General features: G+C 64.2%; 21 protein-coding genes and 1 pseudogene. 12 read left to right on the forward strand and 10 right to left on the reverse strand.

Annotated features, from left to right (window positions below; translation table 11 throughout):
• Positions 1–10: 10 nt before the first annotated feature.
• Positions 11–583 carry a hypothetical protein gene (locus LWC34_RS03845; protein ID WP_233723012.1) on the reverse strand — a complete coding sequence of 191 codons (573 nt, stop codon included), beginning with the start codon at positions 581–583 and terminating at the stop codon, positions 11–13.
• Between the two features lie 55 nt (positions 584–638).
• Between LWC34_RS03845 and LWC34_RS03850 the strand changes: the two genes are divergently transcribed.
• Positions 639–1,070 (forward strand): hypothetical protein, encoded by a 432-nt coding sequence (locus LWC34_RS03850; RefSeq protein ID WP_233723013.1) that lies wholly within the window; start codon positions 639–641, stop codon positions 1,068–1,070.
• A complete protein-coding gene (locus LWC34_RS03855; protein WP_233723014.1) occupies positions 1,067–2,071 on the forward strand; it encodes an IS3 family transposase in 1,005 nt (334 codons plus the stop codon). Before LWC34_RS03850 ends, LWC34_RS03855 begins: the two co-directional genes overlap by 4 nt.
• A 12-nt stretch (positions 2,072–2,083) precedes the next feature.
• On the opposite strand, the gene LWC34_RS03860 is transcribed toward LWC34_RS03855, so the two are convergent.
• The 3 genes from LWC34_RS03860 to LWC34_RS03870 form a co-directional block, all read right to left on the reverse strand.
• Complete coding sequence (locus tag LWC34_RS03860; RefSeq protein ID WP_233723015.1) at positions 2,084–2,287, reverse strand: hypothetical protein; 204 nt, start codon at positions 2,285–2,287, stop codon at positions 2,084–2,086.
• Between the two features lie 24 nt (positions 2,288–2,311).
• Positions 2,312–2,866: a SagB family peptide dehydrogenase gene (locus LWC34_RS03865; RefSeq protein WP_233723016.1), complete on the reverse strand. Its 555-nt coding sequence runs from the start codon at positions 2,864–2,866 to the stop codon at positions 2,312–2,314.
• A 113-nt stretch (positions 2,867–2,979) separates the two neighbouring features.
• Entirely contained in the window at positions 2,980–4,182 is a 1,203-nt protein-coding gene (locus LWC34_RS03870; RefSeq protein ID WP_233723017.1) for an MFS transporter, read from the reverse strand.
• Between the two features lie 134 nt (positions 4,183–4,316).
• Here LWC34_RS03870 and amiA point away from each other — a divergent pair, with 134 nt between their 5' ends.
• From amiA to LWC34_RS03900, 7 genes and pseudogenes are all read left to right on the forward strand, one after another.
• Entirely contained in the window at positions 4,317–4,424 is a 108-nt protein-coding gene (amiA, locus tag LWC34_RS03875) for a streptamidine family RiPP (RefSeq protein WP_250109432.1), read from the forward strand.
• Positions 4,425–4,476: 52 nt separating this feature from the next.
• A complete protein-coding gene (locus tag LWC34_RS03880; RefSeq protein WP_233723018.1) occupies positions 4,477–5,268 on the forward strand; it encodes a hypothetical protein in 792 nt (263 codons plus the stop codon).
• On the forward strand, positions 5,265–6,563 hold the full coding sequence (locus LWC34_RS03885; RefSeq protein ID WP_233723019.1) for a CocE/NonD family hydrolase: 1,299 nt from the start codon (positions 5,265–5,267) through the stop codon (positions 6,561–6,563). The genes LWC34_RS03880 and LWC34_RS03885 overlap by 4 nt, the downstream gene beginning before the upstream one ends.
• Positions 6,560–7,882, forward strand: coding sequence for a YcaO-like family protein (locus tag LWC34_RS03890; RefSeq protein WP_233723020.1), 1,323 nt, complete (start codon positions 6,560–6,562; stop codon positions 7,880–7,882). Before LWC34_RS03885 ends, LWC34_RS03890 begins: the two co-directional genes overlap by 4 nt.
• 53 nt (positions 7,883–7,935) lie before the next feature.
• Positions 7,936–8,292: pseudogene (locus LWC34_RS58685) on the forward strand (sugar phosphate isomerase/epimerase family protein); the annotation flags it as partial.
• A gap of 55 nt (positions 8,293–8,347) precedes the next feature.
• Positions 8,348–9,472, forward strand: coding sequence for a hypothetical protein (locus tag LWC34_RS03895; protein WP_233723021.1), 1,125 nt, complete (start codon positions 8,348–8,350; stop codon positions 9,470–9,472).
• A 73-nt stretch (positions 9,473–9,545) separates the two neighbouring features.
• Positions 9,546–10,442, forward strand: a complete 897-nt coding sequence (locus tag LWC34_RS03900) for an IS5 family transposase (protein ID WP_233726357.1) — start codon at positions 9,546–9,548, stop codon at positions 10,440–10,442.
• A 161-nt stretch (positions 10,443–10,603) separates the two neighbouring features.
• Here the strand turns inward: LWC34_RS03900 and LWC34_RS03905 are convergent, their stop codons facing one another.
• The 3 genes from LWC34_RS03905 to LWC34_RS03915 form a co-directional block, all read right to left on the reverse strand.
• Positions 10,604–11,434 carry a transposase family protein gene (locus tag LWC34_RS03905; RefSeq protein WP_233722716.1) on the reverse strand — a complete coding sequence of 277 codons (831 nt, stop codon included), beginning with the start codon at positions 11,432–11,434 and terminating at the stop codon, positions 10,604–10,606.
• A gap of 205 nt (positions 11,435–11,639) precedes the next feature.
• The gene (locus LWC34_RS03910; RefSeq protein WP_233723022.1) at positions 11,640–12,044 is read right to left on the reverse strand and encodes a hypothetical protein; all 405 of its coding nucleotides are present in this window, start codon (positions 12,042–12,044) and stop codon (positions 11,640–11,642) included.
• Positions 12,045–12,104: 60 nt separating this feature from the next.
• Complete coding sequence (locus LWC34_RS03915; protein ID WP_233723023.1) at positions 12,105–12,869, reverse strand: transposase family protein; 765 nt, start codon at positions 12,867–12,869, stop codon at positions 12,105–12,107.
• A 629-nt stretch (positions 12,870–13,498) separates the two neighbouring features.
• Between LWC34_RS03915 and LWC34_RS03920 the strand changes: the two genes are divergently transcribed.
• Positions 13,499–14,320: a transposase family protein gene (locus tag LWC34_RS03920; protein WP_233723024.1), complete on the forward strand. Its 822-nt coding sequence runs from the start codon at positions 13,499–13,501 to the stop codon at positions 14,318–14,320.
• Here LWC34_RS03920 and istB read toward each other — a convergent pair.
• Together istB and istA are read right to left on the reverse strand one after the other, a co-directional pair.
• Positions 14,295–15,065 carry an IS21-like element helper ATPase IstB gene (gene istB / locus LWC34_RS03925; protein WP_233723025.1) on the reverse strand — a complete coding sequence of 257 codons (771 nt, stop codon included), beginning with the start codon at positions 15,063–15,065 and terminating at the stop codon, positions 14,295–14,297. The genes LWC34_RS03920 and istB overlap by 26 nt on opposite strands.
• Positions 15,062–16,528 (reverse strand): IS21 family transposase, encoded by a 1,467-nt coding sequence (gene istA / locus LWC34_RS03930; RefSeq protein ID WP_233723026.1) that lies wholly within the window; start codon positions 16,526–16,528, stop codon positions 15,062–15,064. Before istA ends, istB begins: the two co-directional genes overlap by 4 nt.
• 145 nt (positions 16,529–16,673) lie before the next feature.
• Between istA and LWC34_RS03935 the strand changes: the two genes are divergently transcribed.
• A complete protein-coding gene (locus LWC34_RS03935) occupies positions 16,674–17,243 on the forward strand; it encodes a transposase (RefSeq protein ID WP_284051493.1) in 570 nt (189 codons plus the stop codon).
• 42 nt (positions 17,244–17,285) lie between these two features.
• A complete protein-coding gene (locus LWC34_RS03940; protein ID WP_233723028.1) occupies positions 17,286–17,906 on the forward strand; it encodes a transposase family protein in 621 nt (206 codons plus the stop codon).
• A gap of 94 nt (positions 17,907–18,000) precedes the next feature.
• Here LWC34_RS03940 and LWC34_RS03945 read toward each other — a convergent pair whose 3' ends face one another.
• Positions 18,001–18,402, reverse strand: coding sequence for a peptidase inhibitor family I36 protein (locus LWC34_RS03945; RefSeq protein WP_233723029.1), 402 nt, complete (start codon positions 18,400–18,402; stop codon positions 18,001–18,003).
• Positions 18,403–18,455 lie beyond the last annotated feature (53 nt).

Genomic DNA, 18,455 nt, shown 5'->3' on the forward strand with positions numbered 1-18,455 from the left:
CTGTGTCGATTCATAGCTGGGCCTGTGGCTGAGGGTTAGCTGCAGGAGCCGATGGTCGCCGCTCGGCGTGGTAGTCGCGGGATGCGGCTGGCCGCGGTGACGGATGCCCGCAAGCGGGTGATCTCGTCGTGTTGGGCGGCGAGTTGGGCGAGGTCTTGGGTCCGGAAGTCGGTGAGTTCGGCGATGGTGCTGGCCGACTGGGTGAGGCGCTGCTTGAGTGCGGTGACCTCGTTGTGACCTCGGCCGCGGCGGAGGCCACGACCTCGGGCTCGTAGCGGTCGAGAATCTGGTGAATGCGTTGCGCGTAGGCCCCGAACACGGCCATGAACTGGGCAGCGGGCATCACTCGCCATTGCCGGGTGAAGAACGCTTTGAGCCGCAACAAGTTCATCGCATGGTGGGGAGCGAAGACGGCCAACGGGCAGAGCAGACAACTGAGAAAGGTGAACTCCTGCAACCGCAAGCCAGTGGCCACCGCCAACCCACCGATCGCACCATTGCGAGCCAGCTCACGGCCGCGATAGCCCGCGTCCTCCCCGCCGCGGCTGGCCACGCCCCTCTTTGTCAGGATCGTGTGAGACACCCGGTGTGAGTACCGGGGTTCCTGACCAAGGGCGGGATCGGAGATCCTTGTGTACGTGTCCACTCCCGCTGACGACCAGCCCATCCCGTCGACACCGGCGGGCGATCCCGCGCCGCGTCCGTCCCGGCGGGTGTTCAGCCCGGAGTACAAGCTGGCGATCGTCACCGAGTACGAGAACGCCCCCAACGGCGAGAAAGGCGCGATCCTGCGCCGGGAAGGCCTGTATTCCTCGCACATCATCGAGTGGACACGCGCCCGCGACGCGGCCGCCCTGACCAGCGGCCCGGCGGACCCGTCGACACCGGCGAAACGCTCGAAGAAATCAGCCGAGCAGATCGAGCTGGAGAAACTCCGCCGCCAGAACGAGAAACTGCGATCCGACCTGGCGAAAACCCGGATAGCGCTGGACATCATGGGAAAAGCACACGCGCTCTTGGAAGGACTCTCCGAGAGCGCGGAGAACGACGAGCCGCCGAGGACGTCATGACGGCCGCGTTCACCGAACTACGCGCAGCCGAGGTCTCGGTGCAGCAGTCGTGCGCGCTGACCGGGATCTCCCGCGCGACCTACTACCGGCGCGCCAACCCGCCGCCGGCCAAGCACGGTCCGTGGCTACCGCGCCAACCACCGCCCTCGGCGTTGACCGACACCGAACGCACAGCCGTGCTGGCCTTGCTAACCAGCCCGACCTACGCGGATCTGGCGATCCCACAGGTCTGGGCCCGCGAGCTGGACGAGGGCCGATATCACTGCTCGATCTCCACCATGTACCGCATCGCCCGCGCGGCTGGGCAGGTGTCCGAACGCCGCCGGCTGGCCACCCATCCACCCCGGGTCCGCCCGGAGCTGATCGCCCGCGGCCCCAGCGAGGTGTGGTCCTGGGACATCACCGCGTTGAAAGGACCGGTCAAAGGCGTCTGGTACAAGTGCTATGTCGTGCTGGACATCTTCTCCCGCTATGTGACGGGCTGGCTGGTCGCCGCGGCCGAGGACGCGGTCGTGGCCAAGGATTTCCTCGCTGACGCGGTCGCCCGCAACGGGGTCGAGCCGCACACCATCCACGCCGACCGCGGCGGGGCGATGGTCTCCAAACCAGTGTCCGACCTCCTGGTCGATCTCGGCGTGCTGCGGTCGCATTCCCGCCCCCGAACCTCGAACGACAACCCGTACTCCGAAGCCCAGTTCAAGACGATGAAGTACGTGCCGGATTTTCCCGACCGGTTCGGGTCACTGGCCGACGCCCGCGCGTTCTGCGAGAGCTTCTTCCTGGCCTACAACCACGAACACCGGCATTCCGGGATCGGGATGCACACCCCGGCCTCGGTCCACTTCGGCACCGCCGAGCAGATCCAGACCCAACGCCAAACCACCCTCAACCGGGCCTACGCCGCACACCCCGAACGCTTCACCCGCCGACCCCGGCCACCCAAACTGCCCGAGGCAGTCTGGATCAACCAACCCATTCCACAGTCACAACCAGCCCTGTAGACACAAACCGTCTCAATTGGACTTGACAACTACCGCGCCACGCAAACCGTTGAGGAACAACGTAGTGAACTCCGGCTCCAGGTAGCGGATGGTCACATGAGGGCGCGGCGTACGCCTGACCGCCAGATTCACCCGAACTTCCCGACCGGTACCCGCGAACAACGCCCGCGCGGACTTGTAGGAAAACGGCTCGGCCACCCGGCGAGTGGTGATCATCGGAACCGGGGCACTTACATGAGATCAGATTTGCCTGCCAACAGCGAAAAGCATCGCGGGGAAGGCAGTCTCGTCGAGCGAGAGCAGATCGGTCACCACGGCGTCGTCGTAACCGGCGATGGCGCAACCGGCGAGGTCGAGCGCGGTCGACACGAGATACAGGTTCTGTACCAGGATTCCGGCGTCGACGTGCAACGTCCGGTAGTGCCGGACCGGATACTTGACCAACGTCGTGTCCAGGCGGGCGACGATGACAACAACCGCTGCGGCGCGGTCGGCGAACTCGGGCTGGAGCAGCGCGGAACGTAACGCGGGGGCGGGATCGCCCTGCAGCAGCAGGGAAAGCGTCCCTTGTGAATATCTGTGCACACCTTGTCGGACGCCGCTGATATCGCGGGCGATGACGTACATGTCGAGGGAGGGTAGGCCGCCCGCGGACGGCGCCATGCTGAATTGGTGGTCACGAACCATCCGCTGTGGCCCGGCCGCCCAGCTCAGCAACGTTCCCAAGTCCTCAGTGGACATCCGGCCGTATCGGTAACTGGACTTCCTGTGCGTCAGCACTTCGGCGAGTGACATGTCGAAGGACTGACTCGCACTCAACAAAACTGTCCCGTTGGCGGGGGTGAGACCCGTCCTGTCAAGACAGCGCGTGGCAGGACCGTTCAGAAAGTCTTGGACTTCGGCCAGGTTCATGCGTTACGCCGGAGCACAGGCGTGATCCACGCGGCCGCGACACCCACCGTCAGCACGCAAAGACCAGCGGCAAGCCCGCCACGTGGCCCGGCCGCGACCGACACGGCCCCAGCCAAGGCGGCTCCCGCCGGTTGCCCGATGCCCCACGACAACATCCGGCACGTGGTGTTGACCCTGGACTGCAGTTCGTCCGGGATCTCTTGCTGGCGATACGTGATCGCGTTGAGCACGACCGTTGAGTGCGTGGCGCCCCACAGCACCGCCGCGGGAAGCGCGATCAGCCAATGCGTGCTGACGAGGACAAGAGCTCCGCATGCCAGCGACGCGGGCAGCGCTGTCAATGTCACCCACGCGGGGCTGAACCGTCGGCCCAGCACTGGCACTAGACGTGATGCGGCGAGTCCGCCAACGCCCCAGCAGCTGAACAGCGCGGCGAGCCGGGCGTCGCCGGATGGCGCGATGCCGAGAACCTTGTCGGCCCATGGTACGAGCATCGCCACCCAGGCTCCGCCAGCCACGGCGTGAGTCGTGCCCACGAACGTCAGCGTGCGAACAATCTTGTTCTCCCAGAGGAACTTCAGCCCAGTGACGATGTCCACTTTGGCGGTGGGGGTGGTGGACAACGGAGCACGGATACCGGCGATCAGCAACGCCGCGGCTACCGCGGTGATCACGTTGACGCTGATCATGGCCGCGGGAGCCACTGATGCCACGGCCAATCCGGCCAGCGCGGGGACGAACAACTGGACCGAGGTCGTCGCCCCGTAGAGCGTTGCGAACGCGGACGTGAGTTTCTCCTTGCCCACAAGTGTCGGCAGGGCACCGAAATTGGCCGCGTCGAAGAACACGAAGCAGGTCTGGACAACGAACCCGACGATGATCACCTGAGTGGCGCTCAGAACCCCGCTGTACCAGGCGATCGGGATGCTGGCCAGTGCGATCCCGGTGACGATCTCGAGCCGCACCATGAGTTCCCTGCGCCGTACCCGGTCGGCCACCGCACCGGCCAGCAGGCCGAACAGCAGGTACGGCGCGGCCTCGACCGCGGCAACCGCGGCGGTCCAGCCGGAGGAGCCAGTGAGCTGGTAAACGAGCACCGGCAGGGCGACGACCGACACCAGGCTGCCGATCAGGGACGTCACGCGGGCGGCGAGGTAGTGCCGGAGATCCCGGTCTGTCCGTAGGTCCACGTGGGTCACGATCGTGGAGCTTATCGACAACAGTTACCGTTTTCATCTGTGTCGTGAGTCACGATAGGGTATCTATTGAAAATGGTTATCATTTGTGGCTAGCTGGAAGGGACGGGAAGGCCCAAGCTGACAGGAGGTGACACATGAAGGACATCTTTGTGAACGTCGAGGCGGAGTGGGCGCTGCCGCACAACTCGGCCAGCCACAGCAACGCGTTGGTGGAGAACCCATTCGACGACGACAACGAGTGATTGACTGCCGTGCCGCCCCGCGGGGCGGCACGGCAGCCTAGAAGGGGTGCCGATGCCTTCCGGTGACAGCAACAGATTAAGTCCAGGTGCCGCACTGTTCTTCAGTCCCCGCAACGGAATGGCGTTGCGAGACGCGAACGGCAACCTGTTCGACCTTGCGTTGGACGACGGCACATCGGCCGCCGTGCGTGCCGCGCTGGCCGGGAATGGCAAGGCACCGGACGAGCTAGCAGCGTTCCGGGAGGCTGGGCACCTCGGCGCGCGGCGATACTGGCCTGCCGAACGTGCCAAGATCGGCGTACTCGCCGACGCCGAGATCGCGGTGACACTGACCGCCCAGTTGCGCCAGGCGGGCGCGAGCCCGGTGGCTGTCACAGCCAACGCTCTTGAAGCGTCAAGCGTGCACGCGGTATGCGCGGTCCACGATGGACCAGCGCCCAGTTGGTGGGTCGAGCTGGACAACCGGATCGTTTGGCAGCGCGTGTATCGAGAAGGACGGCATGTCCTTTTCGAACCTGTCACAGCCGATCTGCGGCATGCCGACGTTCGGGCACGGAGGCTGGCTGCGGCCGGATCCGGCTTCGAACACCTGGAGACCTACTGGTCCAGTTGCGCGACCGGGGAAGCCGTACTCGGCGAAGAACATCTGACGGCCGCTGAAATCGCTCTGGTGTGCGCGATGGCAGTGAACGACCTGGCGCGTTGGGCGCGGGGTACCGCGGATCGCACGAGTGCGTTCGTGCCTGGCGCGCTTCCCGCGTCACGCCGGGTGCGGGTCATCGACTTGGATACGTCCGCGATCAGTGATCATCCAGTTCTGCCGGTACCTGCGTGCGCACCGTGACCGAGCTCGCGCTGACCGTCGTCCAGGCGGCGAAACCCGGCCCGGTTGTCCTGATCAGGACGCCGTACGGCAGGCAGAACCATCTCGCCGAGGCGGAAGGCTGGGCGCGGCGGGGTTTTTCGTGTGTGGTTGGCGATGTACGCGGCCGGTTCGAGTCCACGGGAGACTTCCGGCCGTATGTCCATGAGCGATCCGATGGCGCCACGGTAGTCGATTGGATTGTCCGGCAACAGTTCTACGACGGTGGCGTGCTTCTTGTCGGTGGGTCGTATGCCGCCTACTGCGCGATCACGGCCGCGCTTGCCCGGCCTGAGGTCGCCATCGGGGTTATCGCGGCGGTTCCCGCATTGGGACAGGGCGAAACGGTCCGCGAGCCAGGTGGTGCGGCGCGGTTGGAGTGCCGTGTCGGTTGGTGGTCGGAACATGGCGACACCCGGATCCCCCGGCCTGCCGCCAGCTTCCAGCACCTGCTGACGCAGAAACCCATCAGGGACATTCACTCCGATTTGGCGGGCTGGAACGAGGTTTGGGCCGCACCCCGGCGCGCACCGGAACTCTGGGACGAGATCGGCAAGGCCAGAATGCCCTTGCTCGCGGTCGGCGGGCTTGCCGACCCATTCGCTGCCGACACGATCGAACTGGCGAGATCCTGGGGCGCGAGCGCCAGGCTTCTGCTGGGGCCGTGGGGTCACGAGCTGGGACGTGGGATCGGCCGCGTGTACGTCGACTGGGCGCGGGCGCTTGGCAGGCTGACCGGGTACAAGGAACTGATCTCGGTCGCGGACGGGGAATGGCGTGCGATCGCGCCGGTGCGAACCCGGATCGAGATGACGGTTGAGCAGGGTGACTTCGTTGCCGATCCAGACTGTCCTTACCCGACACATCGGTCCGGCAGTTTCGCCGTGCTGAAAGCAGTTGTGCCGCAGGGGGAGATTCGCGGCCAATTCGCCGTCGAACTGTGTGCTCATGCTGACTGTGCCGACGCCGATTGGGTTGTGCACGCGTGGCTCGACGATGTCTATTTGGGACACGGGATTCGGCGTGTTTGTGGCTCTCGGAAGTTCATTGTGGACTGCACGCCTGCTGGTGTGATCGTTGCCAAGCGGGCCGAGTTGCGGATCGAGGTCGCCGGCCACAACTGGCCGAGGCACGCACGCAACCCGCATACCGGAGAAGATCCGTTCACCGCGGACACATTGCTGCCCAGTAAGAGAATTGTGCTTGCCGCCACGGCTGTTCTGGCCTGGGCGGCCGGGGACACCGGCCGCGCGCGAGTCGAGGAGATCACAGCATGACGTTGACCACCGATGCCCTGATCGATCCGCTCACCGGCATCGTCCGGCGGCTCGTGGACGTCGAACCGGTTGCTGGCATCCCGTCGAGCTACGTGGGTGTCACGGCCGAGGTGTCCGATGCCCGCAGGCTTGGCGCGTGGCCTGCCGACCGGGTCAGCCTCGGCACCAGTTTCGGCGACATCGACACCGCTCGTGCGGCCGCGTTGGGCGAGGCCGTGGAACGCTACTGCGGAAACCGTGTGCCACTTGGTCTTCGCGTCGCCACCGCGCGGGATCTGCTGGCCGGGGGGCAGAAGGTTCTAGGGCCCGCGGACCTGCCGTTCTTTGACAAGTGGCAATACGACAGCGAGAGGTTCCCGTACCGGCCCTTCGCCGATGATGTGGAAATCGCCTGGGCGCAGGGGATTGAAGGGGGAGAACCGTGTTTCGCGCCGGCGTCCTGGGTGTATCTCAACTACCACACCGCGTCCAGGCGTGCGGAGCCTCGGCTGCATCACCTGAACTACGCGGGCATCGCGACTGGGCTGGGGGAGCGGGACGCGTTCGAGCGCGGCCTGCTTGAGCTCATCGAACGCGATGCCCTCGAACTGTGGTGGCATCTCGGCGGGCCGACGACCGGAATCGATATCGCGTCGGTTCCCTGGCTTGCCGAGCGGCTTGCTGGCTCACGCTTGCAGGTACACCTGGTGCAGTTGCCAAGCGAGTACCCGGTTTCGGTGGTCGCGGCCGTGGTGATCGACCCGGAGACCGGGATTGTCGGTGGTGGCGGCGCCGCGCGGTTCGATCCGGCACATGCCTGCACCAAGGCCGTACTGGAAGCCATCCATACTTGGGTTTTCACGCTCGGTTTGCTGGATCCCGCCGGCTGGGTGTTCAAGGCGATCGAAGCCGGTGTCCTCGCCGAGGGACTTTATCTGTCCCATCGGGACGATCGCGCGTACCTCGCCGACGCGGGTGACAACTTCCGGCGGGTACGGGACCTCGGCGCACAGGTGCAGATCTGGCTCGACCCGGCTGTTCAAGATCAGTGGTCGCACCGGTTCACCGCGCCAACGTCCATTGTGCACTGCGGCGACCTGCCTGCCGGAGATCTTGACGCGCTGACAACGAGTCTCGCGGGCAACAGGATCGCCACCTTCGACCTGACAACGCCGGACGTCGCGGAAACTCCGTTGCGGGTCGTCCGAGTCTGTGCGACCGGTCTTGTCCCCAACGCTCCCGCCGCGTTCCGGTATCTCGGGCTGCCCCGCTGGCAGCAGGCGATCGACGCTCGCGGCTGGGACAACGGCGTCATTTTCGTTCCACCACCGTTCCTGTAGCAGAAAGGCTGGTCATGATCGAGGTTGGACTGGCATCGGTGACACTGCGGCACATGTCCGTGTCCGAAGTGGTCGCCATTGCCGCTGATGCCGGGCTTGGCATCGTGGAATGGGGTGGCGACATCCATGTCCCTGCTGGCGATTTCGCCGCTGCACAGCAGGCACGCAAGCTCTGCGACGAGCGTGGTCTTGCCATCGGAACGTATGGGACTTACCACAAGCTTGGTGACAGCGATCCAGATGCTTTCGCTGAATTGGTGCGGACCGCGAGTGAGCTCGGTGCGCGGCGAATCCGTGTCTGGGCAGGCACTCGGGCTTCTGCCGACGCGTCACCGCAGTACCGGAACGAGATTTCCGCAGCCTTGCGGCGATGCGCTGATCTCGCTGCTGAACAAGGGATTCCGGTCACGGTTGAGTACCATGTGGAATCCCTGACCGACGATCTGTCCTCCGCGCTCGCGATATATGACAGACGACCCGCAGTGGCACAGCGAGCAAGGCAAGCAAATGCTCGATTCGGCCGCGTACTCCGCCTACAAGGGCCAGCAGGTCGATCTGACCACGCGGCGCGGGTTCGGCATGTACAGCTACGACCTGTTCTTCGAGGTGATGCGGAACTACGCGGACCTCGCCGGGTTCTGGATCGACAACGACAACGAGTACTGGGAGCAGAACAAGCTCTACGAACAAGTCCGCGCGCTAAGGCCGTCCTGGTTGCTGAGCAACAACAACGAGGACACGCCGATCATGGACACGGTCAGCAACGAGCAGAAAACCGGCATGACCCCGTCCTACGACTACCCACAGGCCGCGTGGACGCCGATGCCGAGGCTGGTCGAGGCCGACTACAAGCTGCCGACCACCGGCGACTGGTGGTACGACGGCCGCGATCACCCGGTCGACACAAGGCTTTCCACTGGCCGGTACATCGCCAACGCGGGCTCGGCGATGAAGTCGTTGATGGCCGAGACCCCGATGGTGAACGGAAAGTTCCCGCCGAGCCAGGAGAAGTTCAACAACTTCATGGCCGAATGGGTGCCGCCGATCCGAGAATCCCTGTCCGGCACCGAAGGCGGCGGCTACATGCATGGTGGCATGCAGCCCGGTTTCTGGAACGATGGCGCGCACGGCGTGATCGCGGTCAAACAAAACACGCAGTACATTCACGTGGTAACCAGGCCAACCACGAACATGCTTCGACTGCGGGACAACGGTTACTGGGTCACTGGCGTGACGGATGTCCGAACCGGTGAACGCCTGAAGTTCAACCAGTCCGGCGGCTACCTGTCCATCATGAACATCCGGAACTGGGACGCCTACGACACCGTGTTCAAAGTAGACACAGCGATGCAGATCGGCTATTACAAAGACGTCACCGCGACCGCGACTTCTACCCGCGCGGGGTTCCCGGCGAGCAACCTCACAGACGGCAACTTCGAGTCCTACTGGGACGCCAACGACAAACTTCCCGTCAGCGTCACGTTGGACCTCAAGCACCGCAAGCACGCCACGCACCTAGGCCGTGTTTCAAAGCTGGGAGCTGGTGCGTTGCTGGGTGATCGCTGTCGCGGCGTGTCGTTGATCGAATAGGCGAGGTCTCGGGGTAGATCGATTCTCGACCAAGACAATCGATGACACCGGAGACCTCGTGGCCACCCTAGCGGTGACGGGGCGAGCGGACTTGACTGACGCTCAGTGGGCCGTGCTGGCAGTGCTGTTGCCCGTTGGACGTAAGCCTGGTCGCCCGCCGAAATGGACGAAACGACAGCTCATCGACGGGATTCGGTGGCGGATCCGGGTTGGTGCACCGTGGCGGGATGTGCCACCGGCGTATGGCTCGTGGCAGACCGTGTACGGGTTGTTCCGGCGTTGGCAGCGCGCCGGAGTGTGGCAGCGCATCCTGACCGCGTTGCAGGCCATCGCGGACGCCGAGGGCGAGATCGTCTGGGATGTGAGCGTCGATTCCACGGTCGCGCGGGCGCATCAGCATGCTGCAGGTGCGCGGACAAGAGGCGATCTGCAGGCCGAACCGCCGAGCACCGAGACCGGTGGCGCCGAGCCGGACGATCACGGGCTGGGCCGCTCACGAGGTGGGTGGACCACCAAGGTGCACCTGGCCTGTGAGCAGGGCCGCAAGCTGCTGTCATTGGTGGTCACCGCGGGCCAGCGTGGCGACAGCCCGCAGTTCATGGCGGTGCTCGGCCGGATCCGGGTACCCCGTCTGGGTCCGGGACGGGCGCGCACCCGCCCCGACCGGGTGCTGGCGGACAAGGCCTACAGCTCGAAGGGCAATCGGGCCTATCTGCGGCGACGTGGGATCACCGCAGTCATCCCGGTCAAGGACGACCAGGCCGCCCACCGCCGCAAGAAGGGCTCGCGAGGTGGGCGGCCACCGGCATTCGACCCACAGGCCTACAAGCGGCGGCATGCCGTGGAGTGCGGCATCAGCCAACTCAAACAGCACCGGGCCGTGGCCACGCGCTACGACAAGCTGGCCGTGCGCTACGAAGCGACCATCCACATCGCTGCGATCAACATCTGGCTACGACCGCACTTATGAAACACGGCCTAGCGGCAACTCGGTGCTCGTGGGAGTGGTCTCTCGCATCTTTTCGGCGATCGTTCGGAACTGTGACATACGTCTCGCCGTCTATATGGGCAGTTCGAGATGTATTTATGGGCACTGTTGCGGCCGATGCATTGAGGTGATCTCAGCGACTTTCACGCGATCTTGCCGTGTTCGAAATGCGTGAGGACAAGGGCGGCTTTGATGATGTCGCCGATCTTGCTGGGGTTGGCGGTGAGATGCCGCAGGCTGCGCCAGCGTTCGGTGAGTAGGGCGAAACCACGTTCGCCCAGACACCGTAGGCCACGCAGCAGAGCGTTGCGTGTGCGGGTGTCCACGTCGAGGACCTGGCCATCGGCAGGCTGTTTGACCGGGGTGTGCACGCCGATGCCGGCACCGTCGTAGCCGCCATCGGCCAGCGTCGGCAGATCAAGGTGCGAGGCGGCCCAGTACAGCGCACCCAGCACATGCTCGCGCGCCACGGTCAAGTCATGGAGTGAACCGGGCTCGACATCCGAGACCCACCACGGAAAACCGTCCGGCGCGCACAGCGCTTGGATGTTGCCGCCGTGCTCGCGGGCTTTGCCGGAGTACCACAGGTCGATCGGCTCGCCTTTCACGCTCAACGTTTTCTCGCTACAGCGATCGGCGGAGAAGACCTTTCCATCGAGGATCACGTAGGCCGTGCCCTCATCCTTGGCCCGCTGCAGGGCCTCATGCAGGTCCGGCGCCTGCTCGGCGAGCACGATGACGACCTCATCCAAGTAGCGGTAGCCGGTGGCGCGGGAGATGCCGTGATCGCGAGCCAGGGCGGGGACGTCGGTGTTCTGCCGGAACCAGCGCAGGCCCAGCACCGCGTGGCGAAAGCAGGTCAACGCCCTGCTGTTCTTGCGGGTGCCGCGTCGGCGGCGTTCGGCGTGCAGCAGCCGGCTGAGGTAGAGGGCCAGTTCACGCGGGACATCGAGCATGGCACGATACGCAATCACGGGGAGCCTTCTGGTCCGGACTTGATCTTCGCAAATCCAGTTCTACCAAGGGCTCCCCGCCCATCTTTCCCCGGGTCTCACCACTCCCCAGCACATCGACCAGCGCTCGTCCGAGCAGCTTCGCGGCTCAACAAACGAACCAGAATCTTGGTGAGATTACCTCAGTGTGTTCTGTTCCTGCCGCACGTGCACCCAAGCCTTGCGCTCAAGGTCGCCCTGAAAAAAAGTCGGAAACATCTTCGTCGTCAACGGAAATCTCGCTTGACTCGATCTTATTGATGCTGATGACACCCGAATCTGCGTCAAGGTCATTTTGTCGTGTTGGGAGTTCGCGCAACTCTGTCGCCAAAAGATCGAGGTTCGAGGGGGCGTACCCCGGCACGGAAACGTAGAGCTCCGTGTGCTCGCGGATGGGCTCTGCATCCAACGCTTTTCGCTTCGGCAGAGGATGTTCAGCTAGGTCTTGAAGAGTAAGGATCTCGCGCCGAAGCCGGCTCATCGAAGGTTCAGTTGACAGGTGGATGGGGCCGTTCTTCAGATTATTGACCCCTTGGAAGAACTTCGGGCCTCGATCCGCATGAGCTCTGGCGTACTCGAGCACTGCCTGCATGTCACGTAGCCGCGCAAGTAGCAGGTCAAGCGCTTCCTCGTAGAGCGTTATTCATGAGGGTTACCAGCCGAGTCGATAGAACTCGAGCGATGTGATGATCCGGATGATGTTGGGGAGCTCGGAAAGGCGTCCTCGATAGCCGGTCGCAATCATCTTCCAGTTCTTGATATGCGCGATGCATCGCTCGACGGCGGATCGAAGTGAGGAGATGAATTTATTGTTCACCTTGTCGCCAGCCGAGAGCTCGCCGCCCTTTGGCTTTTTGCGAGGCGTAATCGTGTGAGTGCCCTGATAGGCAGGGTCACCGATGACTGAGGTCTCGGCCAGAAGATCTTCCCAGTCACACTCGGCGAACGCTTTCCGGTCATGCATCGAGCCAGGCAGAGGGGCGGATATTCCCAGCAGGCCTCCCTCCGTATCGGCGGCGACCTGGATGTTCAGCCCCGCGCGGCGCCGCTTGCCGGAGAAGTTGTCTTCGTGACCAGCACGGTTGCCGGTCGGGACATCGGTTCCGTCGACCAGGACGAGCCGGCCGCGGATGGCCTCCTTGAGGTTTGGAATGTGCAGGCACAGGGCCTGCCCAATCAATGGGAGAATGCCTCGATAGATCCGCGATACGGTCGACTGACTGACGCCGAACAGATCGCCCACGGCCGCCTGGTTCAGATTCTGTCGGACGTACACCAAAGTGATCACGACAGCGCGATACAGTCCCACGGTCGGAGGCCACGCTTGGTTCTCATGGCATTGGATGATCTGCCAGATGCGCGCGACAAGCTCCTGGATCTGGTCAGCAGCAAGCCCTGTAGTAGTCTGATAACGCAACGACCCCGCCTGTAAGTTGTCTTCTGTGAGAGGAAAACGATCTTACTTGCCTGGGGTCGTTGTCCTATTTTGAGGTGATCAAGTCGCCAGAATAACGCTCGTAGTCTCCGTATTCCGGTGAATCTTGGCGAAGAGCGTGGCGTGGCGCGCAAGCCAACAGGACGCAGATGCGCTCATCGAGATCTGCCTTCAGCCAGGTTCTGCACTCGGGTCCAGTATCTCCACGGATCCACATGTGCCCATAGTGGCATAGGGCACCGACAAAACTCCTGTTGTCTGAACGTACTCTCATACCCGCTGAATGAGCATTTTCGACGTCCCCTCATGTCGAAGGCGGGTGGGGACAGGGCATGATTGTGCGAGGTTACTGGACACGCTGCGTATCAAGTTCGGACGTATTGATAGTTCCGACGCGCCGAACACGGCGAATGACCGAGCGGATCAGCTCGCGCTATCCGCGGGCATGCGGGCTCTTCGAATTTGACCGGGGTTTGAAGGCTCTTCGAATTTGACCGGGGTTTGAACTGGTCGTGATGTTGCTGGGGGCAGCCAGTGGCAAGGGCCCGTGACTCTGTGAGTGATCATGTCTGTTGTCGAAGCAGAACGATCACAACAGAAGAGCCACGGGCATGGTCAACGATACGACCCGTCTGCTGGGCCTTGCCGGTCTGGCTGTCGTTCGGGTCGAGGACGCAGTACATGATGGGCCGGTCGTGCACCTGGTTACCGCGGACGAGCAGGCTTGTATCTGCCCGGGATGTGGAGTGCGGGCGAGGCGGGTCAAGGGGTGGGTGACGACCAGCCCGAGAGATCTGCCGGTGGCCGGCCGGCCTGTCGAGCTGCGGTGGTGTAAGCGTCGGTGGCACTGTGACCAGCAGGGATGCGACAGGAAGACGTTCACCGAGGCGATCGGGGAGATTCCGGCTCGAGCCCGGGTGACCACTCGGTTGCGGCAGGCGGCCGGTGCGGCGGTGGCCGATGGTGGGCGCACGATCGTGCAAGCCGCGCGTGATCACGGCCTGTCCTGGCCGGTGGTCTCGGCCGCGTTCACCGCACACGCCACGGCGGTGCTGCCGGACAAGCCGCAACCGGTGGCGGTGCTGGGGATCGACGAGATCCGCCGGGGCCGTCCACAATGGACCTGGAACGACGAACAGCAGTGCTGGGAGATCACGGTGGATCGCTGGCATGTCGGGTTCGTGGACCTGGCGGGCGGGCAGGGGCTGCTCGGGCAGGTCGAGGGCCGCACCAGTGTGGCCGTGCGGGACTGGCTCACCCAGTGGGATGAGGCCTGGCGTCAGGGCGTCCGGGTCGTGGCGATCGATATGTGCACGGTTTTCAAGGCCGCGGCCCGTGCCGCGTTACCGCAGGTGTCGGCGTATCCGGTGATGTGTCCAGGTGAGTACGAACTGATGTGTCCAGGTGTCAAGCGACGGTGGCGGTGTCCGTGATGGCGGCGAGTCGGTTCTTCAGCCGGTAGCTGGGGCCGTTGATGGGGATGACGTCGCAGTGGTGCAGGAGCCGGTCGAGGATCGCGGTGGCGAGGACCTCGTCGCTGAAGACTTGGGCCCATTCCCCGAAGTTCTTATTCGAGGTCAGAATGACGGAGCCTTTCTCGTAGCGCTTCGAAATAACCTGGAAGACCAGGTTGGCTTCGGCGCGTTCGAGGGGCTGATAGCCCACCTCGTCGATCACGAGGACGTTGGGCCGTAGGTAGGTGCGCAGAGTGCTGGTGAGCCGTCCGATCGCGTCGGCGGCTTTCAGGCGGCGGACCATGTCGTCCAGGGTGGTGAAGTAGACGGTGTAGCCGGCGCGGCAGGCAGCGACCGCGAGAGCGACGGCGATGTGTGTTTTCCCGACTCCGGGCGGCCCGAGCAGAGCGGCGTTGCCTTTGTCCTCAATGAACGAGAGCGTGGCCAAGTCTTTGATCTTCCGCGGATCCAGCTCGGGCTGGAAGGAGAAGTCGTAGTCGTCCAGGGTCTTGTGGTGCGGCAGTTTCGACAGGCGCAGGGCGCTGCGGAAGCGGCGTTCGTCGCGGACGGCGGCTTCCTCTTCCAGGACCAGGTCGAGGAACTCGAGGTATCCCATCTGGTTGTCCTCGGCGCGGCGGGCGAAGGTGTCGAGCTGGCTGGGCAGGTGGTTCAGGCCGAGCCGGGTGGCGGTGGAGCGGATGCGGGTGGTGACCAGCTCGTTCAACGGTGATCCTTCGTCTGCGGTAGTGCTGTGGTCCTGCTGGGTCCGGTGCCGGTGAGTTGTTCATAGACCGACAGCGGGCGGTGTTCGACCTTGATCTGTGCGGCGGCGGTGCGGGTGAGCAGCGCCTCCAGTGACCGGGGCCACGACTGTTCAGGCGCGGTATTGGGCCGCAGCGGGATGACCTTCCCGTCGTGGTCGTCGTCCTCGATGCTGGTGGTAACCGCGCGGGTGTGGCCGTCGGGCAGACCGTCCCAATGGGTTTCGTCGACGACCCGCTGGCCTCTGGTCGTGGCCCGGGGATGGACGGCCAGCAGGGTGCCGTCGGCTAGGTTGCCGGTCGTGGCCGCGTCGATGGATGTGGCATGCAGGCTGATGGTGTCGGCGGTGGCGCGGATCTCGACCAGCTGGCGGTGACGGACCTTGCGGGCAGGAACTGAGTAAAGGCTGGCGTCGAACGCGACCAGGCAGTCCTTGCCGACGTGCCGCAGATGCCGCTGCGTGACCAGATACGGACTGACTGGGATTGGGTGCAGGGCCGAGTGGTCACGGGCGGCGCGGTGGCCGATGACCTCGCCGTGCGTGCTGTGGACGCGCTTGCGCCGCAACGGGACCCAGGCGGTGAACGCCGAGTCCATCTCCTCCAGGCTGGCGAACCCACGACCGGCCAGGACGTGATCGCGCACGATCGCGACTTGGCGCTCGACCCGGCCCTTGCCGGTCGGGCGGTATGCGGCCAGCACGTCGATGTCGAAGTCGTAGTGCCCGGCGAACGCCACGGCTTCCGGATGCAACGGAACGGCCTTGCCTGGGGCGACATGCCGACGCACCACGGTCTTGGTGCGGTCGTAGACGATCGCCCGAGGCACCCCGCCGAAGTGCTCGAACGCCCGGCGATGGCAGGCGAAGAAGGTCTCCAGGTCCTGACTGGTGGTAAAGCAGCAGAACGGGTCGCGTGAATAGGACAAGGTCATGTGGAACGAGTAGACCTTCGGAATGCCGACATGCGCGAGGATCTGACCCTCGTCCCCCCAGTCCACTTGGGCCTGCGCGCCTGGGATCACCTCGAACCGGCGGTGCAGGAGCCCCAGCTCGTCCGGGGCGATACCCAGCTCGGCCGCGATCCTGGGACGGGCCTCCTGCAAATACAGCTTGACGCGCTGATAGTTGCCGGTGAACCCGTACTGCTCGACCAGCCGCTCGTGAATAACCGTGCCTTTCAGCAGCAGCTCTGAGCGCAGCCACGCATCGATCACCGGCGCCATCGCGGCGATCACCGGCGTGCGGGTCCCCTTGCGGCTGCTGCCTCGCGGCGGTCCTGGCCGCGCGTCGCTGGCCAGGTATTTGCGGACAGTCTGCCGGTGCAGCCCGGTCTCCCGCGCGATCGCAGAGATGCTCATCGCGCCGGACTCATACAAGCCACGGAAGCGACGCAGCTCCGCCCACCGCTCCTCGTCCAAGATCACCAGTGCCGTCCCTATACACACCCGCCAGGTCGCACGACAGCTTGACGATCACCAGCGCGTACCGACACCCCGACACGCTACAAAGTGGACACATTAACCCGTACGTGGCTGGTCACATGAGTCCGTACGCCGACAGCAGGCCAGGCTGGTCGTGGACCACTTTCATCTCGTGCAGTTGGCCAACCAGGCCCTCACCGAGGTACGTCGCAGGGTCACCCTGCAGGTGCGGGGCAGGCGAGGACGGAAAGGCAACCGCGAATGGGAACTGCGCAACCGGCTGACCCGCTCCGCCGCCCGGATGCACGAGCAGCACCTGGACCCCATGATCGACGATCTTCGCGCGCTGCCCGCGGTAATCGGGACGCCGATCCTGGCCGCGTGGAACGCCAAGGAAGACCTGCTCGATCTGCTTGCCCTGGCCCGCACCCACCCGGACCGGGCCACGATCTGGGCCCGATTGTCCCGGTTCTACGAGCGGTGCGCCGCCTCGGGCCTACCCGAACTGGAGCGTCTGGCCGGCACGGTCTCGGCCTGGTGGCCCGAAATCCTCGCCTTCCTCGACACCGACATCACCAACGCCGGATCCGAAGGCACCAACCGTGTCATCAAAACCGTCGCCCGCGACGCCTACGGTTTCCGCAACCCCGCCAGCCAGCGACTCCGCACCCGTTGCGCCACCACCCGCAAAGCCCGAGGATGCCTCAACCCCGCATAACTTCGAAGAGCCGGCATCTCCCGCGCCACCGGCTACCGCTACTTGGATGAGGTCGTCATCGTGCTCGCCGAGCAGGCGCCGGACCTGCATGAGGCCCTGCAGCGGGCCAAGGATGAGGGCACGGCCTACGTGATCCTCGATGGAAAGGTCTTCTCCGCCGATCGCTGTAGCGAGAAAACGTTGAGCGTGAAAGGCGAGCCGATCGACCTGTGGTACTCCGGCAAAGCCCGCGAGCACGGCGGCAACATCCAAGCGCTGTGCGCGCCGGACGGTTTTCCGTGGTGGGTCTCGGATGTCGAGCCCGGTTCACTCCATGACTTGACCGTGGCGCGCGAGCATGTGCTGGGTGCGCTGTACTGGGCCGCCTCGCACCTTGATCTGCCGACGCTGGCCGATGGCGGCTACGACGGTGCCGGCATCGGCGTGCACACCCCGGTCAAACAGCCTGCCGATGGCCAGGTCCTCGACGTGGACACCCGCACACGCAACGCTCTGCTGCGTGGCCTGCGGTGTCTGGGCGAACGTGGTTTCGCCCTACTCACCGGACGCTGGCGCAGCCTGCGGCATCTCACCGCCAACCCCAGCAAGATCGGCGACATCGTCAAAGCCGCGCCTTTGTCCGACCCGCACCAGCTTCCGGAACGCGCACTGACAAGTCCGTGAACACCGGCACCCACTCCGGCCGGTCCGCATTGATCACTTGCCCCACACCAAGATCATCGATCTTGACACGACACCTTACGGGACAACCTTTAAATCATCGGCAGGTGATTGTGAACGACGAGATCATGTTGTCGATTGACATAATGGCCGCGTTCTGCTCTTTCTCACGCACGTGGGCGAGGGGATCCCGTTGCCCGAGGCTGTCGTACAAGTCCAGTACGCAGATGCGGTCAAAAGCCCATGACGAGACCTGGTTGTCGGAACTCTCACCATTCAGGAAAGGGAGACGACTCATGTCCCAGTTGAGACTTGTTCTGTTAGATGGAAGTGGAACGATCGCCTTTGTCCCTCGACCGTCGCTGTGCTTCCACATGCACAGCGAGTTACTCGGACACCCTGACCAGGATGAGTTCGCAGCCGACGTAGCGGGCGCAAGCGTCACACCCAAGGCAATCAACCCTGCCACAACGACGCCAATAAACCGCTTTTTCGTCATGGCCACGATTCTACAATCTTTGCGACCAACTTCATTGGCCAATCATTGTCAAC

Source organism: Kibdelosporangium philippinense, assembly GCF_021390435.2.
GTDB classification, from domain to species: Bacteria; Actinomycetota; Actinomycetes; order Mycobacteriales; family Pseudonocardiaceae; genus Kibdelosporangium; species Kibdelosporangium philippinense.

What these genes read in the sequence shown, in the direction of transcription:
- LWC34_RS03855 (WP_233723014.1), top strand. Translation starts at nt 1,067, where the DNA reads ATGACGGCCGCGTTCACCGAACTACGCGCAGCCGAGGTCTCGGTGCAG.
- LWC34_RS03860 (WP_233723015.1), bottom strand. Translation starts at nt 2,287, where the DNA reads ATGATCACCACTCGCCGGGTGGCCGAGCCGTTTTCCTACAAGTCCGCG.
- LWC34_RS03865 (WP_233723016.1), bottom strand. Translation starts at nt 2,866, where the DNA reads ATGTCACTCGCCGAAGTGCTGACGCACAGGAAGTCCAGTTACCGATAC.
- amiA (WP_250109432.1), top strand. Translation starts at nt 4,317, where the DNA reads ATGAAGGACATCTTTGTGAACGTCGAGGCGGAGTGGGCGCTGCCGCAC.
- LWC34_RS03880 (WP_233723018.1), top strand. Translation starts at nt 4,477, where the DNA reads ATGCCTTCCGGTGACAGCAACAGATTAAGTCCAGGTGCCGCACTGTTC.
- LWC34_RS03890 (WP_233723020.1), top strand. Translation starts at nt 6,560, where the DNA reads ATGACGTTGACCACCGATGCCCTGATCGATCCGCTCACCGGCATCGTC.
- LWC34_RS03895 (WP_233723021.1), top strand. Translation starts at nt 8,348, where the DNA reads ATGACAGACGACCCGCAGTGGCACAGCGAGCAAGGCAAGCAAATGCTC.
- LWC34_RS03910 (WP_233723022.1), bottom strand. Translation starts at nt 12,044, where the DNA reads ATGCAGGCAGTGCTCGAGTACGCCAGAGCTCATGCGGATCGAGGCCCG.
- LWC34_RS03920 (WP_233723024.1), top strand. Translation starts at nt 13,499, where the DNA reads ATGGTCAACGATACGACCCGTCTGCTGGGCCTTGCCGGTCTGGCTGTC.
- LWC34_RS03945 (WP_233723029.1), bottom strand. Translation starts at nt 18,402, where the DNA reads ATGACGAAAAAGCGGTTTATTGGCGTCGTTGTGGCAGGGTTGATTGCC.